This window comes from Plantibacter sp. 2H11-2 (genome assembly GCF_050031945.1).
Lineage (GTDB): Bacteria > Actinomycetota > Actinomycetes > Actinomycetales > Microbacteriaceae > Plantibacter > Plantibacter auratus.
Map to the genome: position 1 here is coordinate 32,670 of NZ_JBNBBL010000001.1, position 21,454 is coordinate 54,123.

19 protein-coding genes are annotated in these 21,454 nt (G+C 70.2%); 10 read left to right on the forward strand and 9 right to left on the reverse strand.

Annotated elements, in window-relative coordinates; translation table 11 throughout:
* Positions 1–54: 54 nt before the first annotated feature.
* A complete protein-coding gene (locus ACQG07_RS00155; protein ID WP_124769241.1) occupies positions 55–489 on the forward strand; it encodes a hypothetical protein in 435 nt (144 codons plus the stop codon).
* Between the two features lie 40 nt (positions 490–529).
* Here the strand turns inward: ACQG07_RS00155 and ACQG07_RS00160 are convergent, their stop codons facing one another.
* The 5 genes from ACQG07_RS00160 to ACQG07_RS00180 form a co-directional block, all read right to left on the reverse strand.
* Positions 530–2,077 carry a GMC family oxidoreductase gene (locus ACQG07_RS00160; protein WP_426736811.1) on the reverse strand — a complete coding sequence of 516 codons (1,548 nt, stop codon included), beginning with the start codon at positions 2,075–2,077 and terminating at the stop codon, positions 530–532.
* On the reverse strand, positions 2,074–3,474 hold the full coding sequence (locus ACQG07_RS00165; RefSeq protein ID WP_426736812.1) for an alpha/beta fold hydrolase: 1,401 nt from the start codon (positions 3,472–3,474) through the stop codon (positions 2,074–2,076). The genes ACQG07_RS00160 and ACQG07_RS00165 overlap by 4 nt, the downstream gene beginning before the upstream one ends.
* The gene (locus ACQG07_RS00170) at positions 3,471–4,370 is read right to left on the reverse strand and encodes an SDR family oxidoreductase (RefSeq protein WP_426736813.1); all 900 of its coding nucleotides are present in this window, start codon (positions 4,368–4,370) and stop codon (positions 3,471–3,473) included. Before ACQG07_RS00170 ends, ACQG07_RS00165 begins: the two co-directional genes overlap by 4 nt.
* A gap of 135 nt (positions 4,371–4,505) precedes the next feature.
* Positions 4,506–5,816 (reverse strand): glycosyltransferase, encoded by a 1,311-nt coding sequence (locus ACQG07_RS00175; protein WP_426736814.1) that lies wholly within the window; start codon positions 5,814–5,816, stop codon positions 4,506–4,508.
* Positions 5,813–6,742: a WcbI family polysaccharide biosynthesis putative acetyltransferase gene (locus tag ACQG07_RS00180; protein ID WP_426736815.1), complete on the reverse strand. Its 930-nt coding sequence runs from the start codon at positions 6,740–6,742 to the stop codon at positions 5,813–5,815. Before ACQG07_RS00180 ends, ACQG07_RS00175 begins: the two co-directional genes overlap by 4 nt.
* Positions 6,743–6,931: 189 nt before the next feature.
* Between ACQG07_RS00180 and ACQG07_RS00185 the strand changes: the two genes are divergently transcribed.
* Both ACQG07_RS00185 and ACQG07_RS00190 read left to right on the forward strand, forming a co-directional pair.
* Positions 6,932–7,549 carry a hypothetical protein gene (locus tag ACQG07_RS00185; protein WP_426736816.1) on the forward strand — a complete coding sequence of 206 codons (618 nt, stop codon included), beginning with the start codon at positions 6,932–6,934 and terminating at the stop codon, positions 7,547–7,549.
* 244 nt (positions 7,550–7,793) lie between these two features.
* The gene (locus tag ACQG07_RS00190; RefSeq protein ID WP_426736818.1) at positions 7,794–9,869 is read left to right on the forward strand and encodes a cytochrome c oxidase assembly protein; all 2,076 of its coding nucleotides are present in this window, start codon (positions 7,794–7,796) and stop codon (positions 9,867–9,869) included.
* A 94-nt stretch (positions 9,870–9,963) separates the two neighbouring features.
* On the opposite strand, the gene ACQG07_RS00195 is transcribed toward ACQG07_RS00190, so the two are convergent.
* On the reverse strand, positions 9,964–10,290 hold the full coding sequence (locus ACQG07_RS00195) for a hypothetical protein (protein ID WP_124769234.1): 327 nt from the start codon (positions 10,288–10,290) through the stop codon (positions 9,964–9,966).
* Between the two features lie 92 nt (positions 10,291–10,382).
* Positions 10,383–11,201 (reverse strand): helix-turn-helix domain-containing protein, encoded by an 819-nt coding sequence (locus ACQG07_RS00200; RefSeq protein ID WP_426736819.1) that lies wholly within the window; start codon positions 11,199–11,201, stop codon positions 10,383–10,385.
* Positions 11,202–11,312: 111 nt separating this feature from the next.
* On the opposite strand from ACQG07_RS00200, the gene ACQG07_RS00205 reads away from it, so the two are divergent.
* The 5 genes from ACQG07_RS00205 (at position 11,313) to ACQG07_RS00225 (ending at position 16,809) form a co-directional block, all read left to right on the forward strand.
* Positions 11,313–12,380, forward strand: coding sequence for an ABC transporter substrate-binding protein (locus ACQG07_RS00205; RefSeq protein WP_426736820.1), 1,068 nt, complete (start codon positions 11,313–11,315; stop codon positions 12,378–12,380).
* 7 nt (positions 12,381–12,387) lie between these two features.
* Positions 12,388–13,395: an iron chelate uptake ABC transporter family permease subunit gene (locus tag ACQG07_RS00210; protein ID WP_206428235.1), complete on the forward strand. Its 1,008-nt coding sequence runs from the start codon at positions 12,388–12,390 to the stop codon at positions 13,393–13,395.
* Positions 13,392–14,444: a FecCD family ABC transporter permease gene (locus ACQG07_RS00215; RefSeq protein WP_426736821.1), complete on the forward strand. Its 1,053-nt coding sequence runs from the start codon at positions 13,392–13,394 to the stop codon at positions 14,442–14,444. Before ACQG07_RS00210 ends, ACQG07_RS00215 begins: the two co-directional genes overlap by 4 nt.
* A gap of 109 nt (positions 14,445–14,553) precedes the next feature.
* A complete protein-coding gene (locus tag ACQG07_RS00220) occupies positions 14,554–14,778 on the forward strand; it encodes a hypothetical protein (protein WP_079705792.1) in 225 nt (74 codons plus the stop codon).
* A 129-nt stretch (positions 14,779–14,907) separates the two neighbouring features.
* Positions 14,908–16,809: an ABC transporter ATP-binding protein gene (locus ACQG07_RS00225; protein ID WP_426736822.1), complete on the forward strand. Its 1,902-nt coding sequence runs from the start codon at positions 14,908–14,910 to the stop codon at positions 16,807–16,809.
* 36 nt (positions 16,810–16,845) lie between these two features.
* Here the strand turns inward: ACQG07_RS00225 and ACQG07_RS00230 are convergent, their stop codons facing one another.
* Positions 16,846–17,577 (reverse strand): hypothetical protein, encoded by a 732-nt coding sequence (locus ACQG07_RS00230; RefSeq protein WP_426736823.1) that lies wholly within the window; start codon positions 17,575–17,577, stop codon positions 16,846–16,848.
* A 232-nt stretch (positions 17,578–17,809) separates the two neighbouring features.
* On the opposite strand from ACQG07_RS00230, the gene ACQG07_RS00235 reads away from it, so the two are divergent.
* On the forward strand, positions 17,810–19,495 hold the full coding sequence (locus ACQG07_RS00235) for a PHP domain-containing protein (RefSeq protein ID WP_426736824.1): 1,686 nt from the start codon (positions 17,810–17,812) through the stop codon (positions 19,493–19,495).
* Positions 19,496–19,547: 52 nt separating this feature from the next.
* Here ACQG07_RS00235 and ACQG07_RS00240 read toward each other — a convergent pair whose 3' ends face one another.
* Positions 19,548–20,423: a helix-turn-helix transcriptional regulator gene (locus ACQG07_RS00240; protein WP_426736825.1), complete on the reverse strand. Its 876-nt coding sequence runs from the start codon at positions 20,421–20,423 to the stop codon at positions 19,548–19,550.
* Positions 20,424–20,509: 86 nt separating this feature from the next.
* Here ACQG07_RS00240 and ACQG07_RS00245 point away from each other — a divergent pair, with 86 nt between their 5' ends.
* Complete coding sequence (locus tag ACQG07_RS00245) at positions 20,510–21,385, forward strand: aldo/keto reductase (RefSeq protein WP_426736826.1); 876 nt, start codon at positions 20,510–20,512, stop codon at positions 21,383–21,385.
* The last annotated feature ends 69 nt before the right edge of the window (positions 21,386–21,454 follow it).

The window sequence follows — 21,454 nt, forward strand, 5'->3', positions numbered from 1 at the left end:
GGCCGGGAGCGGCCACCGCTAGCCTTACGTCATGCAACGCAGGGGTGTGGGCGCATGACGATCGACGATCTTCTCGCGGAATCAGACGACGGATGGTCTCGTAAACCACGGACCGTGCGTCAGGTGCTGGGAACGCTCGGGGTAGCCATCGGCTGTATGGCCGGCTTCGTCGTCCTCGTCGTCGCGCTACTGGGGTCGTTTCAAGGCAGCTACAGCTCGTTCCTCGAGGGTGACGTGTCCGTCTGCGGCTACGCAGGCGTGGATTCGGTCTGCCAGCAGGAGCTGCGGGAGCAGGTGCGCACCACGATGCACATTCCGCTCGCCGAGGACGTCCGCGTCGAGAAGCTGCGTCGCTACGGGTTCCCCGATCCGATCTATCAGGCCCGGTTGTCGTTCCCGAGCGCCGCCGATGCGAGGGCTGCCGGTTACACCGTGCTGGAGGTGAGACCGAGCGGCTCAGCCATCGTCGTCGTGAAGGCGAACGGCTGACTCCTGACCCATCCTTGCTCGACGGCCGGCGGCGCCGCCGTCACCAGGCCGCGAGCATCCGGTCGGCCGTGCGCAGCGACAACGCCATCTGCGCGAGGCCCGGGTTCGCGGAGAGCGCGCTCGGGAACGTGGAGTTGTCGCAGATCCACAGGTTGTCGATGTCGTGCGATCGACCCTCTCCGTCGACCACGCCGTCACTCGGATCGTCGCTCATCCGGCACGTACCGAGCGTGTGTGCCGTGCGCGCCAGCACCCTGGTGCTCCGCGCACCGGCCGCCGTGAGGATGTCCGTCATCGTGCGGATGGCGTGGCGGTCGATGGCCCGCTCGTTGTCGCCGGGCGAGAACGAGATGGTCGCACGCGGCAGACCCCACTCGTCCTCCTCCGACGAGAGTTCGAGCCGATTGCCGTCGGCGGGCAGACACTCGGCGTTCATCCCGATGCCGGCGTTGTACCGTGCCGCGTCGAGCTCGTCGACGAGCTCAGTGCCCCAGAGACCGCCGCCGCGCACGAGGATGGTCGCATAGTTGAACGGCATGACGCCGAGGCTCTGGAGCAGATACCCTCCGGCGAAGTCAGCACCGTCAGGGCGGACGAAGTCCTCGGTGATGAGCGCAGACGGGTAGCCGCGGTAGCCGCGGATCTGCTCGTCGAACCGCCCCCACACCTGCACCGCACCATGGGCGAGGAAGTTCCGGCCGACCTGACCGCTGGCGTTCGCGAGGTCGTTGTGCAGCAGGAGCCGAGGGGTCTCCACCCCGCCGCCGGCCAACACGAGCACCTCGCAGCGCTGCCGCTTATCGACGCCGTCCTGGCGATAGACGACGCCGGTCACCCGACCGCGGGCATCCCGCTCGATGGTGTGCACGACGGCGTCCGGACGGATCTCCGCTCCCGCCGCGATCGCCGCCGGCAGGTAGGTGATGGCCGTCGTCGCCTTCGCACCGTGGCGCTCGCCCTGGTGGATGGAGCCGACGTTCGTCGTGGCTCGTCGGAGGCCGTGGTGCGGCTGATCGCGGTCGCGCGTGATGATCGCGGCGGGTGCGTCGGTCGCCCGGATGCCGAGCGACTCTGCGCCCTTCGCCATGAGGTCAGCCGGGGCGTTCCGCTTCGGCGGCGCGTACAGGTAGGTGCGCGACGGGTCCCACGGATACGGCGTCGGCCCGGAGACACCGATGGTCGCCTCGACCTCCTCGACGTAGCGGGTGAACTCCGCATGGTCGACGGGCCAGTCGCGCCCAAGACCGGTCTCGCTGCGCAGACGCAGGTCACGGGCGTCCGGACGGGGCGTGAACGCACCCCAGTGGACGGTGCCACCGCCGACGCCGAACCCGCTGTTGTTCGGGCCGAACGCCGTCGGAGCGTCCCCACCGCTGAACCGGCTGGACATCCAGTTGATCGTCGTCGCGTCGATCTCGTCCGGCGTGGACTCCGCGGGGTCGTGATTCGGCCCGGCCTCGAGCGCGACGACGCGCAGCCCCGCCTCAGCGAGTCGCGCGAGCAGTGGTGCGCCACCCGCACCGGTACCGACCACCACGACGTCGACGCTGTCGTCGAGGTCGTAGGTCTTCATCGCGTCCAGGTTCACGCTGCGTCCTCCTGCTGCTGTGCGGGCGTGGGGGCGGGTGCGGCACCGAGGTCGGAGGGCTCCCAATCGTCTCTGGTGTCGGCACCCAATTCGCGGTAGCCGGCGAAGTCGACGTCCTCAGCGCCGGTCGCGAACCCGTCGTAGCCGACGCGGGCCAACGACGCGGGGTGGATGAGCCACTCCCGCGTGACGTCCACACGCAGGTCCTCGAACCAGCGCCGCAGATCGTCCGCGTCGATGGCGCCCCCTGGAACGCCCTGGCCGTCGATCACGGCACCGATCAACGCATCCTGACCGTCGGTCGAATCCGGCCAGGCGACTCGGAGGTCGTCCAGCCCAGCGCGGTACGCCTCGTCGTCCGTGAGCCCTCCGACCGGCCGCCATCCGTCGCCACCACCTGCTGCGAGGTCGGCGTCGACCCGCGCGGCGACGTCGATCCGCCCACCCGCCGGCTGCGGAACCAAGCGATCGGCGACGGCGCGGAGCAGGTCCAGCTGTTCCATGCTCAGCGCGCGGGGCCGATACCGGGGGTTGTCCGGCAAGGCGCGTCGTGCCAGCGCACTCCGCACCCGCGGCGTGGTCCGCGGGGACGCGATGACGAGCCCCCACTCCGCGGGCACGATCGCACTGTGTGCAACGATCTCGTCCCACAGCTCGGAGATCGCGCGCGCCACCTCGACCGGACGTTCGGAGGAGAGCAGATGTCCGGCTCCAGCGAGCGACACGAATCGGGCCCGGGGGTAGATGTCCGAGAGCAGCTCCGGCTGCACTGCGGCTCCGAGTGCATCGTCCTGGTCCCCGGCGAGCACGGTGCACGGGAGGTCGAGGGTGCCGACGGAGGACGCGATATCCTCCACGCTGCCCTGCTCGAGCCAGCGGTGCCACGCGACGGGCGACATGGCCTGCACGGACGCCACGGCGGCGGCCTGCAGCTCGGCCGGCAGGGGCGCACCCACGTTGTCGTCCACGAAGGTCTGCGCGTCCGCCTCGGCGATTGACCCGTCCTCGACCCAGCTGAGCATCTGGTGGCGCTTGGCGTCCGGCATCGGCTCAGGCGTGGGCGGTGACGGCGCGAGAAGCACGACACCGAGGAGGCCGAAGACGGGGACGTCGCCGTCGCGGACCCGGGCGGCGATCCCGGCGGCGACCTTGCCGCCCATGCTGTGGGCGCACAGCAGCCAGGGTCCGCCGTCGGCCTGCTCCGCGATCACGGCGAGGGCAGCGTCGACCTGCGACTCGACCGAGCCGTCCGGCGCGTCGGCCGTGTCGCCCTGGCCGGGCAGCTCGACGGCGATCACCCGGAACCGAGCGTCGAGCTCGCGAGCCACCGGCGCGACCGCGGCGGCGTCGAGGCCCAGCCCGGGGAGGAAGAAGACCGTGCACGCAGCCGCGGTCACGGGGTGACCATGCCGCCGTTGACGTTCAGCGTCGCCCCGGAGACGTAGCCGGACTCCGCCGAGGCGAGGTAGACGTACGCCGGCGCGAGCTCAGCCGGCTGCCCGGCACGCTGATAGGTGTTCTCGTCGTCGAAGTGCTCCATCTGCTCGTCGGAGACGCCGTCGGAGACCTGCAACGCGGTCCACACGGGGCCCGGAGCGACCACGTTCACGCGAATCCCGCGCGAGGCGAGCTGCAGGGCGAGCCCCTTCGAGAGGTTGTTGATCGCGGCCTTGGTCGCCGCGTAGTCGAGCCGGTCGGGTGACGGCTTGTACGCCTCGAGCGACGCCGTGTTCACGATGCTCGCGCCCTCGCCCAGGTGCTCGAGTGCCGCCTTGGTGACCCAGAAGTTCGCGAACACGTTCGTCCGGAAGGTCTCCTCGAACTGCTCGTCGCTGAGGTCCTCCACCCGGTCGACCGCGATCTGCTTGCCCGCATTGTTGACGAGGACGTCCAGGCCTCCGAGGAAGTCCGCGGCCTCCGCGACGAGCCGACGGCACTGGTCGGCGTGCGAGATGTCGGCCACGATCGCCTTGCCTCGGCGCCCTGCGTCGGCGATGAGCGACAGCACATGCTCGGCGTCCTCCTCCTCACCTGGGAGGTGAGCGATGACCACGTCCGCGCCTTCGCGGGCGAACGCGATCGCCGTGGCCGCACCAATACCGGAGTCGCCACCCGTGATGAGCGCCTTCCGACCGGTCAGGCGTCCGCTGCCCCGGTAGCTCGCTTCACCGAGGTCGGGAACGGGGGTCATCCTGGCCTGCACGCCGGGCTCCGGCTGGTGCTGCAGCGGGGGCTCGACCCGGTCGTACTGGGTCACGGGGTTGGTCAGGTCGTACTGGTCGCGCGGAGACATGACGACCACGCTAAACGAGACGCAGGCTGGAACCGGTGGGGTTGCACTCAGCGCGTCCGGTGGTGCAGTCGTCCGACGGAGGGCCTGCGTTCGGGCCGCGTGATCCATGCGCGGAGCACGTCGTCGCCGATCGGGTCAACAGAACGACGAGGGTCCGCCCCAGCCGCCCACCCAGGCCGCCACCCGGGGATCAGGCCGGAGCTGGTGGACGCCGTCGGCGACGAGCTGCTGCGTCTCGAAGGCGGCGGGTGTGCCCCAACGTTCCTCACGCCGCCTGGCCCGCCGGGATCGGAGGTGGCCGAGCGACGCGCCGTCCGTGTCGACCAGCTCGACGGTGCCCACGTCTCCGGTGCCGAGGCGGTCGACGAGATCGACGATCCACGTCGGGTCGAGGATCACGATCGGACGGTCGAGCTCCCACGTCACCCGAGCGTCGACTCCGGCTGATGCACGGAGGACGCGCGGGTCTCCCCCGAGCTCCTCCGCTCCGCCGTCTTCGAGGACGAACCGGGCCTGCGGGAAGGCACTGAACAGCGAGTCCGCCGCGACGAACCGAGCGGCCGCCGTGTGGACGCCCCGCAACCGCACGGCGAGATCCGCCGTGTCCGACCACAGCGCCCGCGGCGCGGACCCCGCCACCGGGATCGACGAGAGGAGCCGCATGGTCTGGGCGTTCGCGCGGTCCATGCCTGAGCCGTCGCGCTCGGCCCACTCGGGGCCGTCGTGCCAGGCCACCGCGGTCGGGACATTGGCGAAGACCGCTCCCGCCTGCCACATGCGGTGCGCCCACTCCCAGTCCTCACCGCCGTACGAGGTGAAGGACTCGTCGAATCCGCCGACCTCGTCGAACAGGCTCCGCGAGCATGCGATGACCGCGCCGATCATGAATCGATAGGAACGGTCGTCGGCGTCGCGCAGATCCCGACTGCGCGCGTACTCCTCGGCGAGCCACGCCGGTTCGGCGAGCTCACGGCCGGCGGCCGCCTCGGCGACCGGTGTCTCCGGGGCGATCCCGCTGAAGTCGGCGTGGCGACGCCGCCCCACCGTGACTGCTTCGGGCAACAGGGCGGGGAGCCGCGTGAGCGCGCGCACGTACCCCGGCTCGGGGACCGTGTCGGCATCGAGGAAGCACAACACCTCGCCACTGCTCGCCCGCACGCCCAGGTTGCGGACGGCGGCAAGCCGGAACCCCTGGTCCTCCTGCCGGACGAGGATCACGTTCTCCGGCACCGACACGTCACCCGGGGATCCGTCGTCGGCGACGATCACCTCCAGGAGGTGACGCGGGTAGTCCTGCGCGGCGAGGGCGTGCAGGGTCCGCAGCAGCTCGCCGGGCTGGTCGTAGTGCGCGACGATGACGGAGACGCGCGGCAGCGGATCAGGATGGACGTCGTCGAGCGTGTCCCACCGGTTGCCGACGATCCACGGCTGCGCACTCCCGGTCACGCGTTGCGCCACACGGAGAGCAGGGCCGCGAGTCGGTCGACGGCAGCGGCGACGAACTCAGGGTGGGACGCATACCAATCGGTGTGGGCGACGCGCACCTCGGCGTCGTCCACCTCGACGCCCTCGAGGATCCAGTGGTCGCGGGGCTCGTCCGTCAACGACCAGGCGTCGACGACCTCGGGTGCGAGGGGTGCGCGCACCGCGTTCAGCAGGGGGCGTCCGGGGTCGGTGACGCTGCCAGTGGCGCCCAGGGTTTCGAGGATGCGGGCGCCGAGCGGCAGCCAGATCGCATTCCCCGGGTGGTTGACGGTGCGCGCGTGGTCGGCGGTGACCGAGTCGAAGAGGTCGGAGACCGGCACGTCGGTCGCGGCCTCGCGTCTCCGCAGTTCCTCGACGGAGGCGCGGCCGATCGCACGCACGGCGGCCGGCTGGAGCACAGACGCGACGGGGAGGCCTGCGGCGGCCGCGAGCGTCCGGACGTCGTGGTACGCCACGATCGGCGGGTTCTCCTCGACGCCGGGGACCCGGACGGCAGCCTGGAACGGATGCAGGCCCCCGAAGCGCACCGGCGTCACCGTCAGCACACGGCCGCTCGTGGAGGCTGCCACCTGACGCGTGCCGAGCGGCAGATCGTGGTAATCGTCCCGAACGGGTTGCGACACCACGGTGTGCGCGGCGCCGACCAGCTCGTGCAGCCGCTCAGCGTCCTCGGGGGTCATCTCATGCACGGCAGGCACGCGCACGAACCTGCGGTCCGGTGCATCCATCACGGTGCGCAGGGACTCAGCCTGGCAGTTGCCGAGCACCACCCCGAAGTCCGTCGGCAACGGCGCGAGTCCGTAGAACTCCGCGTAGTGCCTGCGGCGTGCCTCCACCGGCGACCCGGCGGGCGCAGCGGTCGTGCCCGGTTCCAGGGTGTGGCTCATGCGTCGACGGTATACCGTCGCCGTGCGTGGCGTGGTCCTGCCGCATCGGGGTTGCGCCGGGACGCCGGAGTCTGCCATCAGCGCCGGACATGCGCGTCAGCATCACACTCAATCGGGCTGGCGCGGCACGCTGGCGGCACGGAACGGAGCAGACTCATGACGGCGGTGACGGTCTGCAAGAATGGGCAGATGTCGTCCGCCCGCTCGACCCGCGCCCTTCGTGGTGTGGTCGCAGCGGCGTTCTCGATCTTCGTCGCGCTCCTGTCGCACGTCGCCGGCGGCGGGTCCATGCCCGGCGCCCTCGGCCTCGTCGTGCCACTCGTGTTCTCGACCCTCGTCTCCGTCCTGCTCGCGGGCAGGCGGCTGTCGATCGTCCGTCTGTCCGTCTCCGTCGCGGTGAGTCAGGTCCTGTTCCACACGCTCTTCGTCCTCGGCACCGCCAAGGGCACCACCTCGACGGCGACGCCGAGCGGACACCTCTCCCACGGATCACCGGTGATCCTCGACACGTCGTCGATGCCGATGATGCACGACGGGCACGGCGGTGCCGGCATGTGGTTCGCCCACCTCGTCGCCGGCCTCGTGACCATCGCCGCGCTCCACCGAGCCGAGACGCTGCTGTCGACGGCCGCAGCCATCACGGAGTTCGTCCTCGCACGGCTGGTGCCCGCGGTCCTCGCAGCCCTGGCCTCGCCGGTGCTGCCGGCCCGGGTGCTGCCGCAGCGCGATGGACCGGTCCTGCGCCCACTCGGTGTGTATCCGGAGACGACCGCTTTGCGCGGGCCTCCGGCGCTGTCCTTCCTCTGAGATCACGGCACGACCTCGCCGAGCTGCACGCTCGGTCGACGGTCACCGCTGCGTGCGCGTAGGACGCTTCCCCGACGACGACGCTCGAACCAGCGTCGTCCCGATGCGCCGCGCACCGGCGGAGTGCCACCATTTCCGCCGCTCGGTCCTGCCCCGGCGCCCGTTCGGGTGCGATCGCGGCTCGCCGGGTGAGCTGTGCCGCAGGGTTCGTCCACTCGAGCCCGCGGGGAAGGAGCCACCTCCTATGGCAGAAACAACCATTCCGTCGAATGCGCCCGAAGCCGATCCGAGCGGTCGGCGAGGCCAGTCGCCCGTCCTCGTGCCGATCCGTGCACCTGAAGCCGTCATGCTGGCCGCGTTGCCGGTGGCGGTCGTCGTGGCGCTCTCCGCGCTGCAATTCACCGGTGCGTTCACGACCGGCACGCTGCTGTCGGATCCGGGGGTGATCGTCACTCGCGGTCTGCCGTTCGCGAGGGTCGTCCACGATGCCGCCGCGTCGGTCACGATCGGCCTGCTCATCGCGGCGACCTTCCTGCTGCCAGGGCAGCGGATCCTCCCGGGGGTCGTCTCGTTCTCGCAGTCGAAGGCGATCCGCTGGGCCGCCTGGGCGGCCTCCATCTGGCTCGCGGCGGGGATCGCGGTGCTGGTGTTCACCGCGGCGAACTCCATCGGCGTGCCGGTGTCCTCACCGACGTTCGCGAAGACCTTCCTGTTCTACGCGACGGAGTTGGAGCTCGGGCAGACCCTGGTGTTCTCGCTCGCGTGCGTGCTGGTGGTGTTCTGCATCGTGCTCCTCGCCCGACGTCTGGCGTGGATCGCGGCCGCGAACGCGATCGCCGTCTTCGCGCTACTTCCGCTGTCCCTGTCGGGTCATGCTGCAGGCTCCGACGAGCACGGCAACGCGGTCAACTCGCTCGCGATCCACCTCATCGGTGTCACCGCCTGGGTCGGCGGTCTCGTGGCCGTGATCCTGCTGCGTCGGAAAATCGGCGATCAGATCGGCGCGGTCGTCGCACGCTACTCGGTGCTCGCCGGTTGGGCGTTCGGTGCGGTGGCCTTCTCAGGCGTCGTGAACGCCTCGCTGCGACTCGCGGGCCCGATGGACCTCCTCACCCCGTATGGGCTGCTCCTGGTCGCGAAGACCGTCGCGCTCGTGCTGCTCGGACTCGCCGGCGTGTGGCATCGGCTCCGGCTCATCCCCCGGCTGCAGGCCGAACCCGGGAAGCGGTCGACGTTCATCCGGCTCGCGGTCGTCGAGGTCGTCGTCATGGCGGTCACGATGGGCGTCTCGGTCGCGTTGTCGCGCAGCCAACCGCCGGTGTCGCAGGAGCCGGTCGCCGACGACGTCCGCCGTCGGCTCCTCGGGTTCGCCTACCCGCCGGAGGTGACGCCACTGCGGATGTTCACCGAGTGGCACGTCGACTGGATGTGGGCCGGCCTCGCCGTGGTCGGTGCGGCCTGGTACCTGTGGGCGTTCCGTACGCTCCGGCGCCGCGGCGACGCCTGGCCCGTGGTCCGCCTGATCGCTTGGCTGGCCGGGTGCGCGGCGCTGTTGTACGCGACCAGCGGTGGCCTCGCCGTCTACGGGCAGATCCACTTCAGCACGCACATGCTGCAGCACATGGCGCTCATGATGATCGTGCCGCCGCTGCTCGTCCTGGGCGGCCCGATCCTCCTCGCGCTGAGAACCCTGCCGACTCGCACCGACGGAGGGCGCGGCCTCCGGGAGTGGATCCTCGGCGTCGTGCACTCGCGGTACCTGCGGCTGCTGTCGAAACCGGCCGTCGCAGGAGTGCTCTTCGCCGGGAGTCTGGTGGTGTTCTACTACACCGGTTGGTTCGAATGGGCGATGCTCGCCCACCAGGGTCACATCCTGATGACGGTGCACTTCCTCGCCACCGGGTACCTGTTCTTCTGGGTCCTCATCGGCATCGACCCGGGCCCGAACCGCCCGGCCTATCCGTTCCGGATCATCCTGCTGCTCGCGACACTCGCCTTCCACGCCTTCTTCGGACTCGCGATCATGTCCAGCGCCACCGTGCTCGCGGAAGGGTGGTGGACCGCGCTCGGCTACACGGACACCGCAGCGCTCCTCGCCGATCAAGCGGTCGGTGGCGGTATCGCGTGGAGCGTCGGCGAGATCCCCGCCGTTCTCGTCGCCCTCATCGTCGTCTCCCAGTGGGTGCGGAGTGACGAACGTGCCGCGAAACGCTACGACCGCCGAGCAGAACGCGACGGGGACGCAGAACTCACCGACTACAACGCCCGCCTCGCACGCATCAACGACCACGACCAGGCCTCACGAAAGGACCACCCGTGACCACACACGCACCGACCCGACGCGACGCCGACGGCCCACCCCCGGAGCCGGTTGAACGCTGAGACGCCGTCGGGAGGGGTCGCGCTGGGCGGAATCAGGCGGTGACGACCGCGATGACGAGCAGCACGACGGTCGCCGCAAGCACTCCCAGGGTCACGGCCCGCGTACGGCTCCGGTGCTCCGGCGGCACAGCCAGCGGCAGCGAGACCGCCACGACCAGACCGGCGAAGAGTGCGATCGGGGTGCCGAAGAGCAGGCTGTACCCGTGGAGGTCGCGGTCGTCCCAGCCGAACCGGCTCGACACCACCATCCAGATCGCCAGCAGGAACACGATCGCGGCCGCGGCGGCGACGACACCGGCGATCACCCGGAGGACGAGACGTGTCCGAGTGGTCGCCCGCCGTGCGTGCGGGTGGGCCATACGGCCACCCTAGAGCGGAAGCCGAGGCGTCGGCCAGACCAACGGAGACGGTCGCTCTCCCCAGGTCGCCTGAATCCGCATCCGTCATCGCATCAGTTGACCTCCGCCGAGCGGCTCCTCGCGGCGTAGACGGAGGGGGTCACGGAGAACCGGGTCCGGAACGCCCCGATGAAGCTGCTCACCGACTCGTAGCCGACCGCGGGTGCGACGTCCTGCACTGCGGCACCCCGTCCGAGCATGCCCGCAGCAGCATGCAGGCGCACGCGGACCCGCCACTCGCGGAAGGTGCATCCCGTGCCGTCCACGAACGCCCGTCCGATCGTCTTCGAGCTGACGCCCGCCGCCGACGCCCAATCGTCGAGTCCGCGCGGGTCGGCGGGGTCCGCCATCAGGGCCGACGCGATGGCACGCGCACGCGGTTCACGGGGCATGGCCAACGCCTCATCGTCGCGAGCCGCAGCCGAGAGCAGGTCGATCAGGAGCGTCCAGCACCGCCATCGACGGCGCTCGGTCGGGTCGGCGTCGAGCAGGTGCGCCAGCAGCGCTCCCGAGAGGTCGTCGACCCGGACGGTCCGTGCACCGTTCCAACGCCCGCCCTGTGGGCGCAGTTCCGGGTCGGCGTAGACGCTGATGAGCTCTCCGGGTTCGCTGAAGCTCATCTCGTGCACCATCCCCGCGGGGATCCAAGCGAGGTGCTCTCGCCGCAGTCGCCGTCGATCGCCGAGGACCGACACCTCCATCGAGCCGGAGCTCATCCACGCGAGTTGGTCTTCGCGATGGGAGTGCTCGTCGAACCGTGTCGTTGCGTCGACCCCCGAGCGGGAAACCCGGAATTTCCCGGATGTCCTCTCGGCGGCATCCAGCGGGCCGACAAGCTTGATTCCGCCGTCCGAGTGATCGCGACCAGACATCCAGCTGTCTCCATTCGACAAGTCCTGTCCACTCAGCGCGATAGCGCGAAGCGATTAGGCAAGGCTAACCTGACTGTCGTCATCCCGCCAGCCGAACCGATGAAGGACCCCATGATCGTTCCGAAGCTCCACCGCGCCCCGAGCGCGAGGGCCGCTCGCCTCCTTGCCGCGATGAGCGCGCTCGCCCTCGTCGGAGTCGCACTCTCCGCCTGCTCGAGCGCCGCCTCGACGACCGCCGAGAACCCGAACTACACGACCGAGCCGAGCGACTCGTTCCCGGTGACGATCGAGCACGAGTACGGCGAGACGGTCATCCCGTCGGAACCGCAGCGGATCGTCGTGGTCGGCCTGACCGAGCAGGACATCCTCCTCGAACTCGGCGTCACACCGATCGCGACGACGGAATGGTACGGCGAGCAGCCGTATGCGGTGTGGCCGTGGGCGACGGATCTCCTGGGCGATGCCGAGCCGACCGTCCTCAGCACGACCGACGGGTTCGAGTACGAGAAGATCGCGTCACTGCGGCCGGACCTGATCATCGGGACGAACGCCGGCATGACCGAGGAGAACTACGGGAAGCTCGCGGAGATCGCGCCGACCGTGACCAATGAGGAGGGCGCGGGGCTCTACTTCGCGGATTGGCGGGACCAGACCAGGATGGTCGCCCAGGCCGTGGGTCGCTCGGCGGAAGGCGAGGCGCTCATCACCGGCGTCGACGAGGCCTACGCGGCGGCGGCAGCAGCGCACCCGGAGTTCGCGGGCCTGACGGCGACGTTCTCGCAGGGTGGGCCGTGGGACGGCAACCTCTGGGTCTACCCCGACGGCCTCAACACCGACTTCCTGACGGATCTCGGGTTCACGATCACGCCCGGGCTGCAGCAGTACGTCCCGAGCGAGGGCGGACAGGCGCAGATCGCCGCGGAGAACGTCGGTGTCATCGACGCTGACGTGATCGTCTTCGCCACGGAGTCCGCGGATGCCGTCCAGGAGGTGCTGGGATTCGGCACCACCTCGAGCCTCGACGCCGTGACCGGCGGGCACGCGGTCTTCACCGACGGCGAGCTCGCTGGCGCGATCTACTTCCTCACCCCACTCAGCCAGAAGTACGTCCTCGAGCAGTTGGTGCCGCGCCTGGTGGACGCCGTCGCCGGCACGGCTCCACAGAGCGTCGACGGCTGACCCGTCGGTGACCTCCCGCACCCCTCGCGGGCGCCGTTCGCTGGGGCTCGGGATCGCGGTCGCGGCACTCGCGACCGCGATCCTGCTCAGCGTCCTCGTGGGGTCTCACCCCGTGGGCCCGACGGACGTCTGGCAGGCACTCACGAGGCCCGATGACTCCGTCACCGATCTGGTCGTCCTCGATCTGCGGATCCCCCGCACCGTGGCCGGACTCGTCGTCGGTGTGGGGCTCGGCGTCTCGGGCGCTCTCATCCAGGGCCTCACCCGCAATCCGCTCGGCGATCCGGGCATCCTCGGCGTCGACGCGGGCGCGGCGCTCTTCGTCGCGATCGGTGTCCTGCTCGGCGCTCGCACACCTGTGCAGTACCTCCCGTTCGCGTTCCTGGGAGCCCTGATCGTGACCGCCCTGGTCTACCTGATCGGCTCGGCGGGACGTGGTGGCGCGGATCCCGTCCGGCTGACCCTCGCCGGCGTCGCCCTTGCCGCTGTGCTCAGCGGCATCACGACCGCGATGATGCTCCTCGATCCGGTCACCTTCAGGCAGCTCCGCGGCTGGAACGCCGGGTCCTTCGTTGAACGCGGCTTCGACGTCATCCTGCCCGCACTCCCCTTCGTCCTCGCGGGCGTCGTCATCGCGCTGTTCAGTGCGAGGTCGCTGAACGCCCTGGCGCTGGGCGAGGATCTCGCCTCCTCACTCGGCACGCGCCTCGTGCGCACGCGCGTGCTCGCCGTCGTGGCGATCACCCTGCTGGCGGGTGCGGCGACCGCGATCGCCGGACCGGTCGGCTTCGTGGGCCTCATGGTGCCCCACATCGCGCGCTGGATCGTCGGCCCCGACCAGCGGTGGATCGTGGCGTACTCGATCCTGATCGCGCCGGCCGTGCTGCTCACCTCCGACGTGATCGGTCGCGTGATCCTCTGGCCGAGTGACGTCCCGGTCGGGATCGTCACCGCGTTCATTGGTGCGCCCGTGCTGATCCACCTCGTGCGGCGCGCGAAGGCGAGCGCACTGTGACCGGGGTCGAGACGGGACCGCGCGCGGTCGTGTGGCGGCGGCGCTCGCTCTCCCTCCGTGTCCGGCTGCGCACGATCGTCGTGTGCGGGGTGTTCTGCGTGGTCCTCTTGGCCCTGGCGTTGCTCGCGCTGTGTCTCGGCGATCTGCCGCTGTCGGTCGACGAGGTGGCGTCGGCGTTCCTCGGCGGACCGAGCACCCTGGTGCAGACGGTGGTGCTCGAATGGCGCCTCCCACGGGTCCTCGCCGCCCTCCTGTTCGGAGGAGCCCTCGGGCTCTCCGGTGCGATCTTCCAGTCCCTCACCCGGAACCCGCTCGCGAGCCCCGACATCATCGGGTTGACCGCTGGGTCGTACGCGGGCGGTCTCATCGTGATCATCGTGATCGGCGCGGGCGCCGGGTCGGCAGCCGTCGCGGGCGGCGCCATCGGTGGCGGGCTGATCGCCACAGCGCTGGTCTACCTCCTCAGCTACCGTCGAGGCGTCCAGGGCTTCCGTCTCATCGTCGTGGGCATCGGTGTCTCGGCCATGCTCGAAGCGCTCAGCTCCTACCTCGTACTGCGGGCGAAGCTCGAAGTCGCGATGCTCGCCACCGTGTGGGGTGCTGGCTCGCTGAACAGCGTCGGTTGGGCGCAGCTCGTCCCCGCCGCTGTCGTGATCATCGCCATCGCCATCGCCCTCGGTCCGCTCGGCGGATCACTCCGACAGCTCGAGCTCGGCGATGACGCGGCGAAGGCCCTCGGATCGCGGGTCGAACGTTCGCGGCTCGGTCTCGTGGCGTGCGCCGTCGCGCTCACGGCTGTCGTCACGGGCGCGGCCGGACCCATCGCGTTCGTCGCCCTCGCCGCCCCGCAGATCGCGCAGCGGATCACCCGCACCGCCGGCATCGCACTGGTGCCGTCGGCTCTGCTCGGGGCGCTCGTGCTGCTGGCATCCGACATCGTCGCGCAGCACCTGCTGCCGACGTCACTGCCGGTGGGGGTCGTCACCGTGATCGTGGGTGGCGGTTACCTCGTCTGGCTCCTCGTCCACGAGATCCGGAGACGCTCGTGACCGTTCTGTCGTGAGGACCGGGGATACCCCCTCACCGCATCGATCGGCGGCCCTCTAGCCTGATGCCGAAGAGCCGACGCAGCCCACGCGACGGCGGAAACGAGACACGATGTCGCTCCCTCCCGCCCCCGATCCCACCCGGACCACGAAGCGCTTCATCCTCGCCGCCTTCAGCTTCGTCGCGCTGATGGCGTCCGGCGTCGGTGTGGTCGCCTGCTCGATCGGCCTCGCCGACACCGGCCATCCCGCCATGATCGTCGGGCTCGCCGGAAGCGTGCTCGGCATCGCCGCCGCCTTCGTCGTGATGTGGACGGCCCTGCGCGCCGAACGCTGACGACGCCAGAGCGTTCAGGTCGGGAACGGCGAGGCTGATACGCTCTCGCAGGTCTGCGTTCGCGTCGCCACCCGGGTCGTGACCGGGGTCGGGGACGTGCTCATGCGCAGCGGGGCGTGAGGAGTCGCAATGAGCATGGAGAGCGCGGCCTGGAGCTCGCTGTACAAGATCTCGACCGCCAAGGACGGCAAGCACGGCATCTCCCGTGAGTCCGTGCGGCGCATCATGACGTTCGCGGTGCCCTACCGGTCCAAGTTGCTGGTCTTCATCGCCCTCTCCGTCGCGGGAGCGTTCCTCGCAGTCGCGACGCCGGTGCTCGCCGGCCAGGTGGTCGACGTCATCGTCGCCCGGGGCGAGGTGGCCACGATCGTCCGCCTCGCCGTCGTGATCGCCCTCGTGGCCGTGGCCGACGCCGCCGTGTCGCTCGTGACGCGATGGTATTCGGCGCGGATCGGCGAAGGCGTGATCCTGGATCTCCGCACGGCCGTCTTCAACCATGTGCAGCAGATGCCGATCGCGTTCTTCACCCGCACACGGACGGGCGCGCTCGTGAGCCGCCTCAACAACGACGTGATCGGCGCGCAGCAGGCCTTCAGCGGCACGCTGTCCGGCGTGATCACGAACCTCGTGGCCCTGATCCTCACGCTGATCGTCATGCTCAGCACGTCCTGGCTCGTGACGGTCCTCGCCGTGGTGATGCTCCCCATCTTCCTGGTACCCGCGCGCCGCATGGGTAGCCGTCTCGCCGCGCTGCGTCGCGAAGCCGCCGACCACAACTCGGCCATGAGCACGCAGATGACCGAACGGTTCTCAGCGCCCGGTGCCACGCTCGTCAAGCTGTTCGGTCGACCGGATCAGGAGGCTGAGGAGTTCCGCGTCCGTGCCGCCCGCGTCCGCGACATCGGTGTCCGGACGGCGATGCTGCAGTTCGTCTTCTTCACCGCGCTGATGCTCGTCTCCGCCCTCGCGCTCGCCCTCGTGTACGGCCTCGGCGGCTTCCTCGCACTCGCCGGGCAACTGGACACCGGTGAGGTGGTCACCCTGGCGCTCCTGCTCACCCGCCTCTACGCGCCGCTGACCGGCCTCGCGAACGCCCGGGTGGAGATCATGAGCGCGGTGGTCAGCTTCGAGCGCGTGTTCGAGGTGCTCGACCTCGAACCGCTCATCCGGGAGAAGCCCGACGCCGTCACCGTCCCCGAGGGTCCGGTGTCCGTCGAGTTCGACGACGTCCACTTCGCCTACCCGTCGGCGGACAAGGTGTCCCTCGCCTCTCTGGAAGAGGTCTCGACGCTGGACACCCGAGGCGGCGAGGAGGTGCTGCACGGCGTCTCCTTCCGGATCGAACCCGGGCAGACCGTCGCCCTCGTCGGCTCGTCAGGAGCGGGTAAGTCCACGATCGCGCAGCTGCTGTCGCGGCTGTATGACGTCGACGAGGGCGCCGTGCGTCTCGCGGGGACGGACGTCCGCGATGTCGCCTTCGCCTCCATGCGGCACACCCTGGGCATGGTGACGCAGGACGGTCACCTGTTCCATGAGACCATCCGCTCCAATCTGCGCCTGGCGCGTCCGGATGCGTCCGAGGACGAGGTGTGGGACGCCGTCCGCCGCGCGCGGCTCGAACCGCTCATCCGGTCCCTGCCGGACCAGCTGGACACCATGGTGGGCGAGCGTGGCTACCGACTCTCCGGTGGGGAGCGCCAACGGATGACCATCGCACGACTGCTCCTCGCACAGCCGCGTGTCGTCATCCTCGATGAGGCGACAGCGGCACTGGACTCGACCTCGGAGGCGGCGGTGCAGGCGGCGCTCAGCGAGGCGCTCGAAGGCCGGACGGCGATGGTCATCGCGCACCGGCTCTCGACCATCCGCAGTGCGGACCTGATCCTCGTGGTCGAGGACGGCTCGATCGTGGAGCGGGGCACGCACGACGAGCTGCTGGCTTCCGGCGGGCGGTACGAAGAGTTGCACCGCACGCAGTTCGCCGTCCAGAAGGACCTGGCAGCGGATGAGGAGACACCGAGCGGGACCTGACCGCGGTCGCCCCGTCGCAGCCTCCGGGCCGATGGGTTACCGGAGACGCCTGCGCAGGAGCAGGACGGCTCCGCCCGCGAGCAGGCCGGCGGCGACGACGCCGGCCCCGCCGAGCTGCCAGCCCGTCAGCGCCAGGTCTCCGTCAGCGGAGGGTCGTGCTGCGGCCGACGGGCTCGGCGACGCGATCGCCCCTGCTCCAGGACCTCCCGACGGCGGGCCCGCGGTCGGAGTGGCTGTCGGAGGGACCGGCTCGACTTGAGCGCCGGGAACGGACCAGGTTCCCGCGGCGAACGTGACGGGCAGGGTCGCCGCCGTGACCACCGACGACGGGATGCCTGACTCGAGAACGAGGCACTCGAGCGCGAGGGTCGCATCTCCCTGTTCGACGCCACCGTCCACGACCTCCTGGAACGAGATGGCCATCGGCACCTCGACCGGCTGCCGGGCGGCCACCGTGACGGTCGGAGACGTGACGACGGTGACCCCTCCCGCCGTCACGGAGAGTCGGGCGGCGTCGTCCGCATCGGCTGGGCAGCCCGCGGCGAGCACCGCGGAGCCGAACGACGGGACGGCGCGCGCGTCACCTGACGTGACCTCGGCGCCGGCGGTGTCGCGCAGCGTGAGCGGTGCCGGCGCCGAGGCGGCGACTGCAGCACCAGCGCCGGCGAGGCAGAGCACCGCGCTGGCGCTGAGCGCTGCCGTGACGAGCAGGGTGCGCCCTGCGGCACGGAGCGGAGAACGGTGGATGACGCGAACGGTGGAAGACATCGGGACCTTTGGTGGGTGCGGTGGGCCTCCGGGACGGGCATACCCGGTGACGCCAGGACTATCGCCCACGCAGGTGAATGGGTCGTAAACGCAGGGCGTCACTCAGGGCACCTGCCGTTGGGCCGAGGTTCACCTCCGCTGCCTACGATCGGCGCGTCCGTCCGATGAAAGTGATGCCATGCCCTTCGATCCCCGCCCCGAACAGCCCGCGCCAACCGGTGGCTCATCCTCCGTGCCAGAGGTGAAGCGGGGCGCATCGGCCCGGCCCGGCCTCTCCCGCCGGTCCTTCCTGGGGGCTTCCGTCGCGGCATCGGTCGCAGTGGGAGCGACCACCCAGGGGCTCGGGAGCGCGGCTTCTGCCCAGGCCGCGCCGCTGCCGTCCGCGTCGGTAGTCGTCGACCCGGACGCGCTCTCCTGGCTGGTGTTCGACCACCACGTGCACTCGGTCTACTCGCACGACGCCAAGTACCCGATGACGACGATCCTCGACCAGGCGCAACGTTTCGCGGTCGACGCGATCGCCTTCACCGAGCACAGCAACAAGGGGCATGCCAACGTCGGCGGGGTGTTCAACGCGGCACGCGAGATCGACACCGCGCGGGCGGCTCGCCCCGACATGCTCGTGCTCCAGGGGCTCGAGTGGTACATCCCGGGAGCCGAGCACGCGACCGTGCTGATCGCGCCCGGGCCCCAGACGACCCTCGTGTTGCGCCGCTTCGAGCTCGACCACGACGGCAAGCTCAACGGATGGGAGAAACCGCGCCCCGGCACCGAAGACGCCGCCGAGTGGCTCGTGCACGCGACCGACGGGATCGCCTGGCTCGGCGCCCAGAAACGTGCAGGCGTCATCGACGACGTGATCGTCCTGGCGAACCACCCGAGCCGCCTCGGCATCGACTCGCCCGGCGAGCTCCGTGCCTGGCAGGACGCCGACCCCGAGGTGTTCGTCGGCATGGAGGGCGCTCCCGGCGCCCAAGCCGGAGCGATCGCAGCGAACGCGACCGAACGCTCACGGCGTGGCGAGTACGAGAACACCCCCAGCGAGTTCTCGTTCCCCGGCTACCCCGCGGAGGCCTATCTGACGCACGGCGGCTTCGACTGGACCACGGCCGTCGTCGGCGGCGTATGGGACTCGCTCCTGAGCGAGGGAAGGCGCTGGTGGATCACCACGAACAGTGATCTGCACCTCAAGGAGTCCGACGCGACACGCGTCGGCGACTTCCCGACGGGGCCGGGCTGGGAAGCCGGGGCGACGCTCGCGAACTTCAACCGCGCCGGCCGTCGGCCCGACCCGATCGCCACGGCCACGCCCCAGAACGGCGCCGACTTCTGGCCGGGCGAGTTCAGTCGGACGCACGTCGGGGCCGTCGACCGGTCGTCCGTCTCCCTGCTCGACGCGATCCGCGCCGGCCGAGTCTGGGTCGACCACGGGCACCTCGTCGCCGGGCTCTCCGTCGTGCTCCGTGCCACCGACCAGCCGGAGACCGGCGTCACCTTGGGTGGGACCCTCACCGTCGAAAGCGGCACAGCCCTCGAGCTCGTGGTCGACGTCACGCCCACGACGACGCCGACCTCGCGGGGCACGACGCCGAGACTCGCGCACCTCGACCTGATCCGCGGGCGCGTCACCGGGCTCGTCGCCGACCGTGACGAACAGCGCGCACCAGGCACCCGAGTCGTCGAGATGCTCGACGTCGCCGACCGCAGCGACTCCCCGTTCCGTGTCGTGGTGCCGCTCGCGCCGGCCACTGAGGACGGCTACGTCCGCCTTCGCGGCAGCGATGGCCAGGTGCACGGGGTCGGTCCGCTCGGCGCCGAGGTCGACTCACGTGCACCCCAGCCGTACCCGGTCTCCCCAGCCGACCCCTGGGCCGACACCTGGCTGTACACGAATCCGATCTTCATCAGCGTGAGCTGAGCCGGGTCGGGCCCGGTCCGTGCCAGCGACCCGGATCCGTCCACACATGTCGTCAGGTTGTTCTCGCATCAGTACGTCCGGAGTTCGTTTGGGTGGCCGCCCAGCTCGCGAGCAGTGCGAGCGCCTGTTCCGAGGATGAGTCCGGTTCCGCGCCGTAAGCGACGAGTGAGAGGCCATCGTCGGCGGTGAGGTCCATGGCTTCGAAGGTGAGTTCGATGTCGCCGATGACGGGGTGGTGGATGCGTTTCTTACCGGCGCGGTGGGCGTGGACGTCGTGCGCGGCCCAGCGGACCCGGAAGTCTTCGCTCCGGGTGGACAGTTCGCCGATCAGATCGGTGAGCCGTTTGTCATAGGGCCGTCGGCCGGCTTCACCGCGAAGTGAGGCGACGAGGTCGGAAGCAAGGCGGTCCCAGTCGGGGTAGAAGTCCTTCGAGCGAGGGTCGAGGAACGTGAACCGCGCGGAGTTCGGCGTCCCGGCCGGGTCGATGAACATCGGTGCGTACAGTGCCCGTCCGAGCGTGTTGGTGGCGAGCATGTCGGATCGTCCGTTCCTGATGACGGCGGGGGCACCCATGCTGTCGAGGAGTCGTTGGATCGTCGGGCGGACCCGGTTCGCAGGTGTTCTTCGGCGTGCGACCGGGGAGGCGTTCGCGGCGTGAGCAAGATCGAGCAGGTGGGCGTGCTCGGCCTCGTCGAGTTGCAGGGCGCGTGACAGCGCTTCGAGGACGCTCTCGGAGACGCCGGCGAGGTTGCCGCGTTCGAGCCGGACGTAGTAGTCGACGCTGACACCGGAGAGCATCGCGACCTCCTCGCGGCGAAGCCCCGCGACGCGCCGCTGGCCGCCCAGGTCCGGGAGCCCAGCGTCGTGCGGCGTGAGTTTCGCACGTCGACTGGTCAGGAACTGCTGCACCTGCGCTGTGATGTCCACCCTGTAACGGTACGTCGCCGCGATCGCTCGTGGGAGGTACCGTCCTTAACTCCCACCCCGCTGGGCCGTGCTCGTAGCGTCGACGTATGGACACTTTCACTCTGAACAACGGCGTCGTCATCCCCGCTCTCGGGCTCGGCGTCTTCCAGACCCCGCCGGATGAGACCACCGCCGCGGTCACCGCCGCCCTGCAAGCCGGCTACCGCCACATCGACACCGCGGCCGCCTACGCGAACGAGCGCGGGGTCGGTGACGCGATCGCCTCATCCGGCCTCGACCGTTCCGAGGTCTTCATCGAGACGAAGATCTGGATCAGCGACTACGGCTACGACGAGACGTTGCACTCCTTCACCAAGAGCGCCGGCAAGTTGGGTGTCGAACAGCTCGACCTGCTCATCCTCCACCAGGCTCTCCCGAGCGAGTTCGAGCAGACCATCGGTGCGTACCGGGCCCTCGAACAGCTCCTCGCCGACGGCAAGGTCCGGGCGATCGGCGTGAGCAACTTCATGGTCGATCACCTGACCCGCCTCCTCGACGCGACGAGCGTCGTGCCCGCGGTCAACCAGATCGAGGTCCACCCGTACTTCCAGCAGCGCGAGGTCCACGCGTTCGGTACTGAGCACGGCATCCTCACCCAGGCGTGGTCACCGATCGGCGGCATCACGTCCTACCGCGACGCTGCGCGACGGAGCTTCGACGAACCCGTCATCCTCGGCATCGGTGAGCGGTACGGCAAGTCGGCCGCTCAGGTGATGCTCCGCTGGCACATCCAGCAGGGCCGCCAGGTCATCCCGAAGTCCACCAAGCCCGAGCGCATCGCGGAGAACCTCGACGTGTTCGACTTCGCTCTCACCGATGACGAGCTCGCGCAGATCGACGCCCTCGAGACCGGCGTCCGCGGCGGCCCCGAGCCCGAAGCAGTCACCCTCGGGGCCTTCGGCCGCGAGATCCCCGAGGCTTGACCCGATCTCGCGGTACCGGGCGAGAAGGCCGCGGTCCCGGGCGTGGGACGGTGGCTCCTTCGCGCTGGA

What these genes read in the sequence shown, in the direction of transcription:
- ACQG07_RS00155 (WP_124769241.1), top strand. Translation starts at nt 55, where the DNA reads ATGACGATCGACGATCTTCTCGCGGAATCAGACGACGGATGGTCTCGT.
- ACQG07_RS00195 (WP_124769234.1), bottom strand. Translation starts at nt 10,290, where the DNA reads ATGGCCCACCCGCACGCACGGCGGGCGACCACTCGGACACGTCTCGTC.
- ACQG07_RS00225 (WP_426736822.1), top strand. Translation starts at nt 14,908, where the DNA reads ATGAGCATGGAGAGCGCGGCCTGGAGCTCGCTGTACAAGATCTCGACC.
- ACQG07_RS00245 (WP_426736826.1), top strand. Translation starts at nt 20,510, where the DNA reads ATGGACACTTTCACTCTGAACAACGGCGTCGTCATCCCCGCTCTCGGG.
- ACQG07_RS00185 (WP_426736816.1), top strand. Translation starts at nt 6,932, where the DNA reads ATGTCGTCCGCCCGCTCGACCCGCGCCCTTCGTGGTGTGGTCGCAGCG.
- ACQG07_RS00200 (WP_426736819.1), bottom strand. Translation starts at nt 11,201, where the DNA reads ATGTCTGGTCGCGATCACTCGGACGGCGGAATCAAGCTTGTCGGCCCG.
- ACQG07_RS00230 (WP_426736823.1), bottom strand. Translation starts at nt 17,577, where the DNA reads ATGTCTTCCACCGTTCGCGTCATCCACCGTTCTCCGCTCCGTGCCGCA.
- ACQG07_RS00180 (WP_426736815.1), bottom strand. Translation starts at nt 6,742, where the DNA reads ATGAGCCACACCCTGGAACCGGGCACGACCGCTGCGCCCGCCGGGTCG.
- ACQG07_RS00170 (WP_426736813.1), bottom strand. Translation starts at nt 4,370, where the DNA reads ATGTCTCCGCGCGACCAGTACGACCTGACCAACCCCGTGACCCAGTAC.
- ACQG07_RS00190 (WP_426736818.1), top strand. Translation starts at nt 7,794, where the DNA reads ATGGCAGAAACAACCATTCCGTCGAATGCGCCCGAAGCCGATCCGAGC.
- ACQG07_RS00205 (WP_426736820.1), top strand. Translation starts at nt 11,313, where the DNA reads ATGATCGTTCCGAAGCTCCACCGCGCCCCGAGCGCGAGGGCCGCTCGC.
- ACQG07_RS00220 (WP_079705792.1), top strand. Translation starts at nt 14,554, where the DNA reads ATGTCGCTCCCTCCCGCCCCCGATCCCACCCGGACCACGAAGCGCTTC.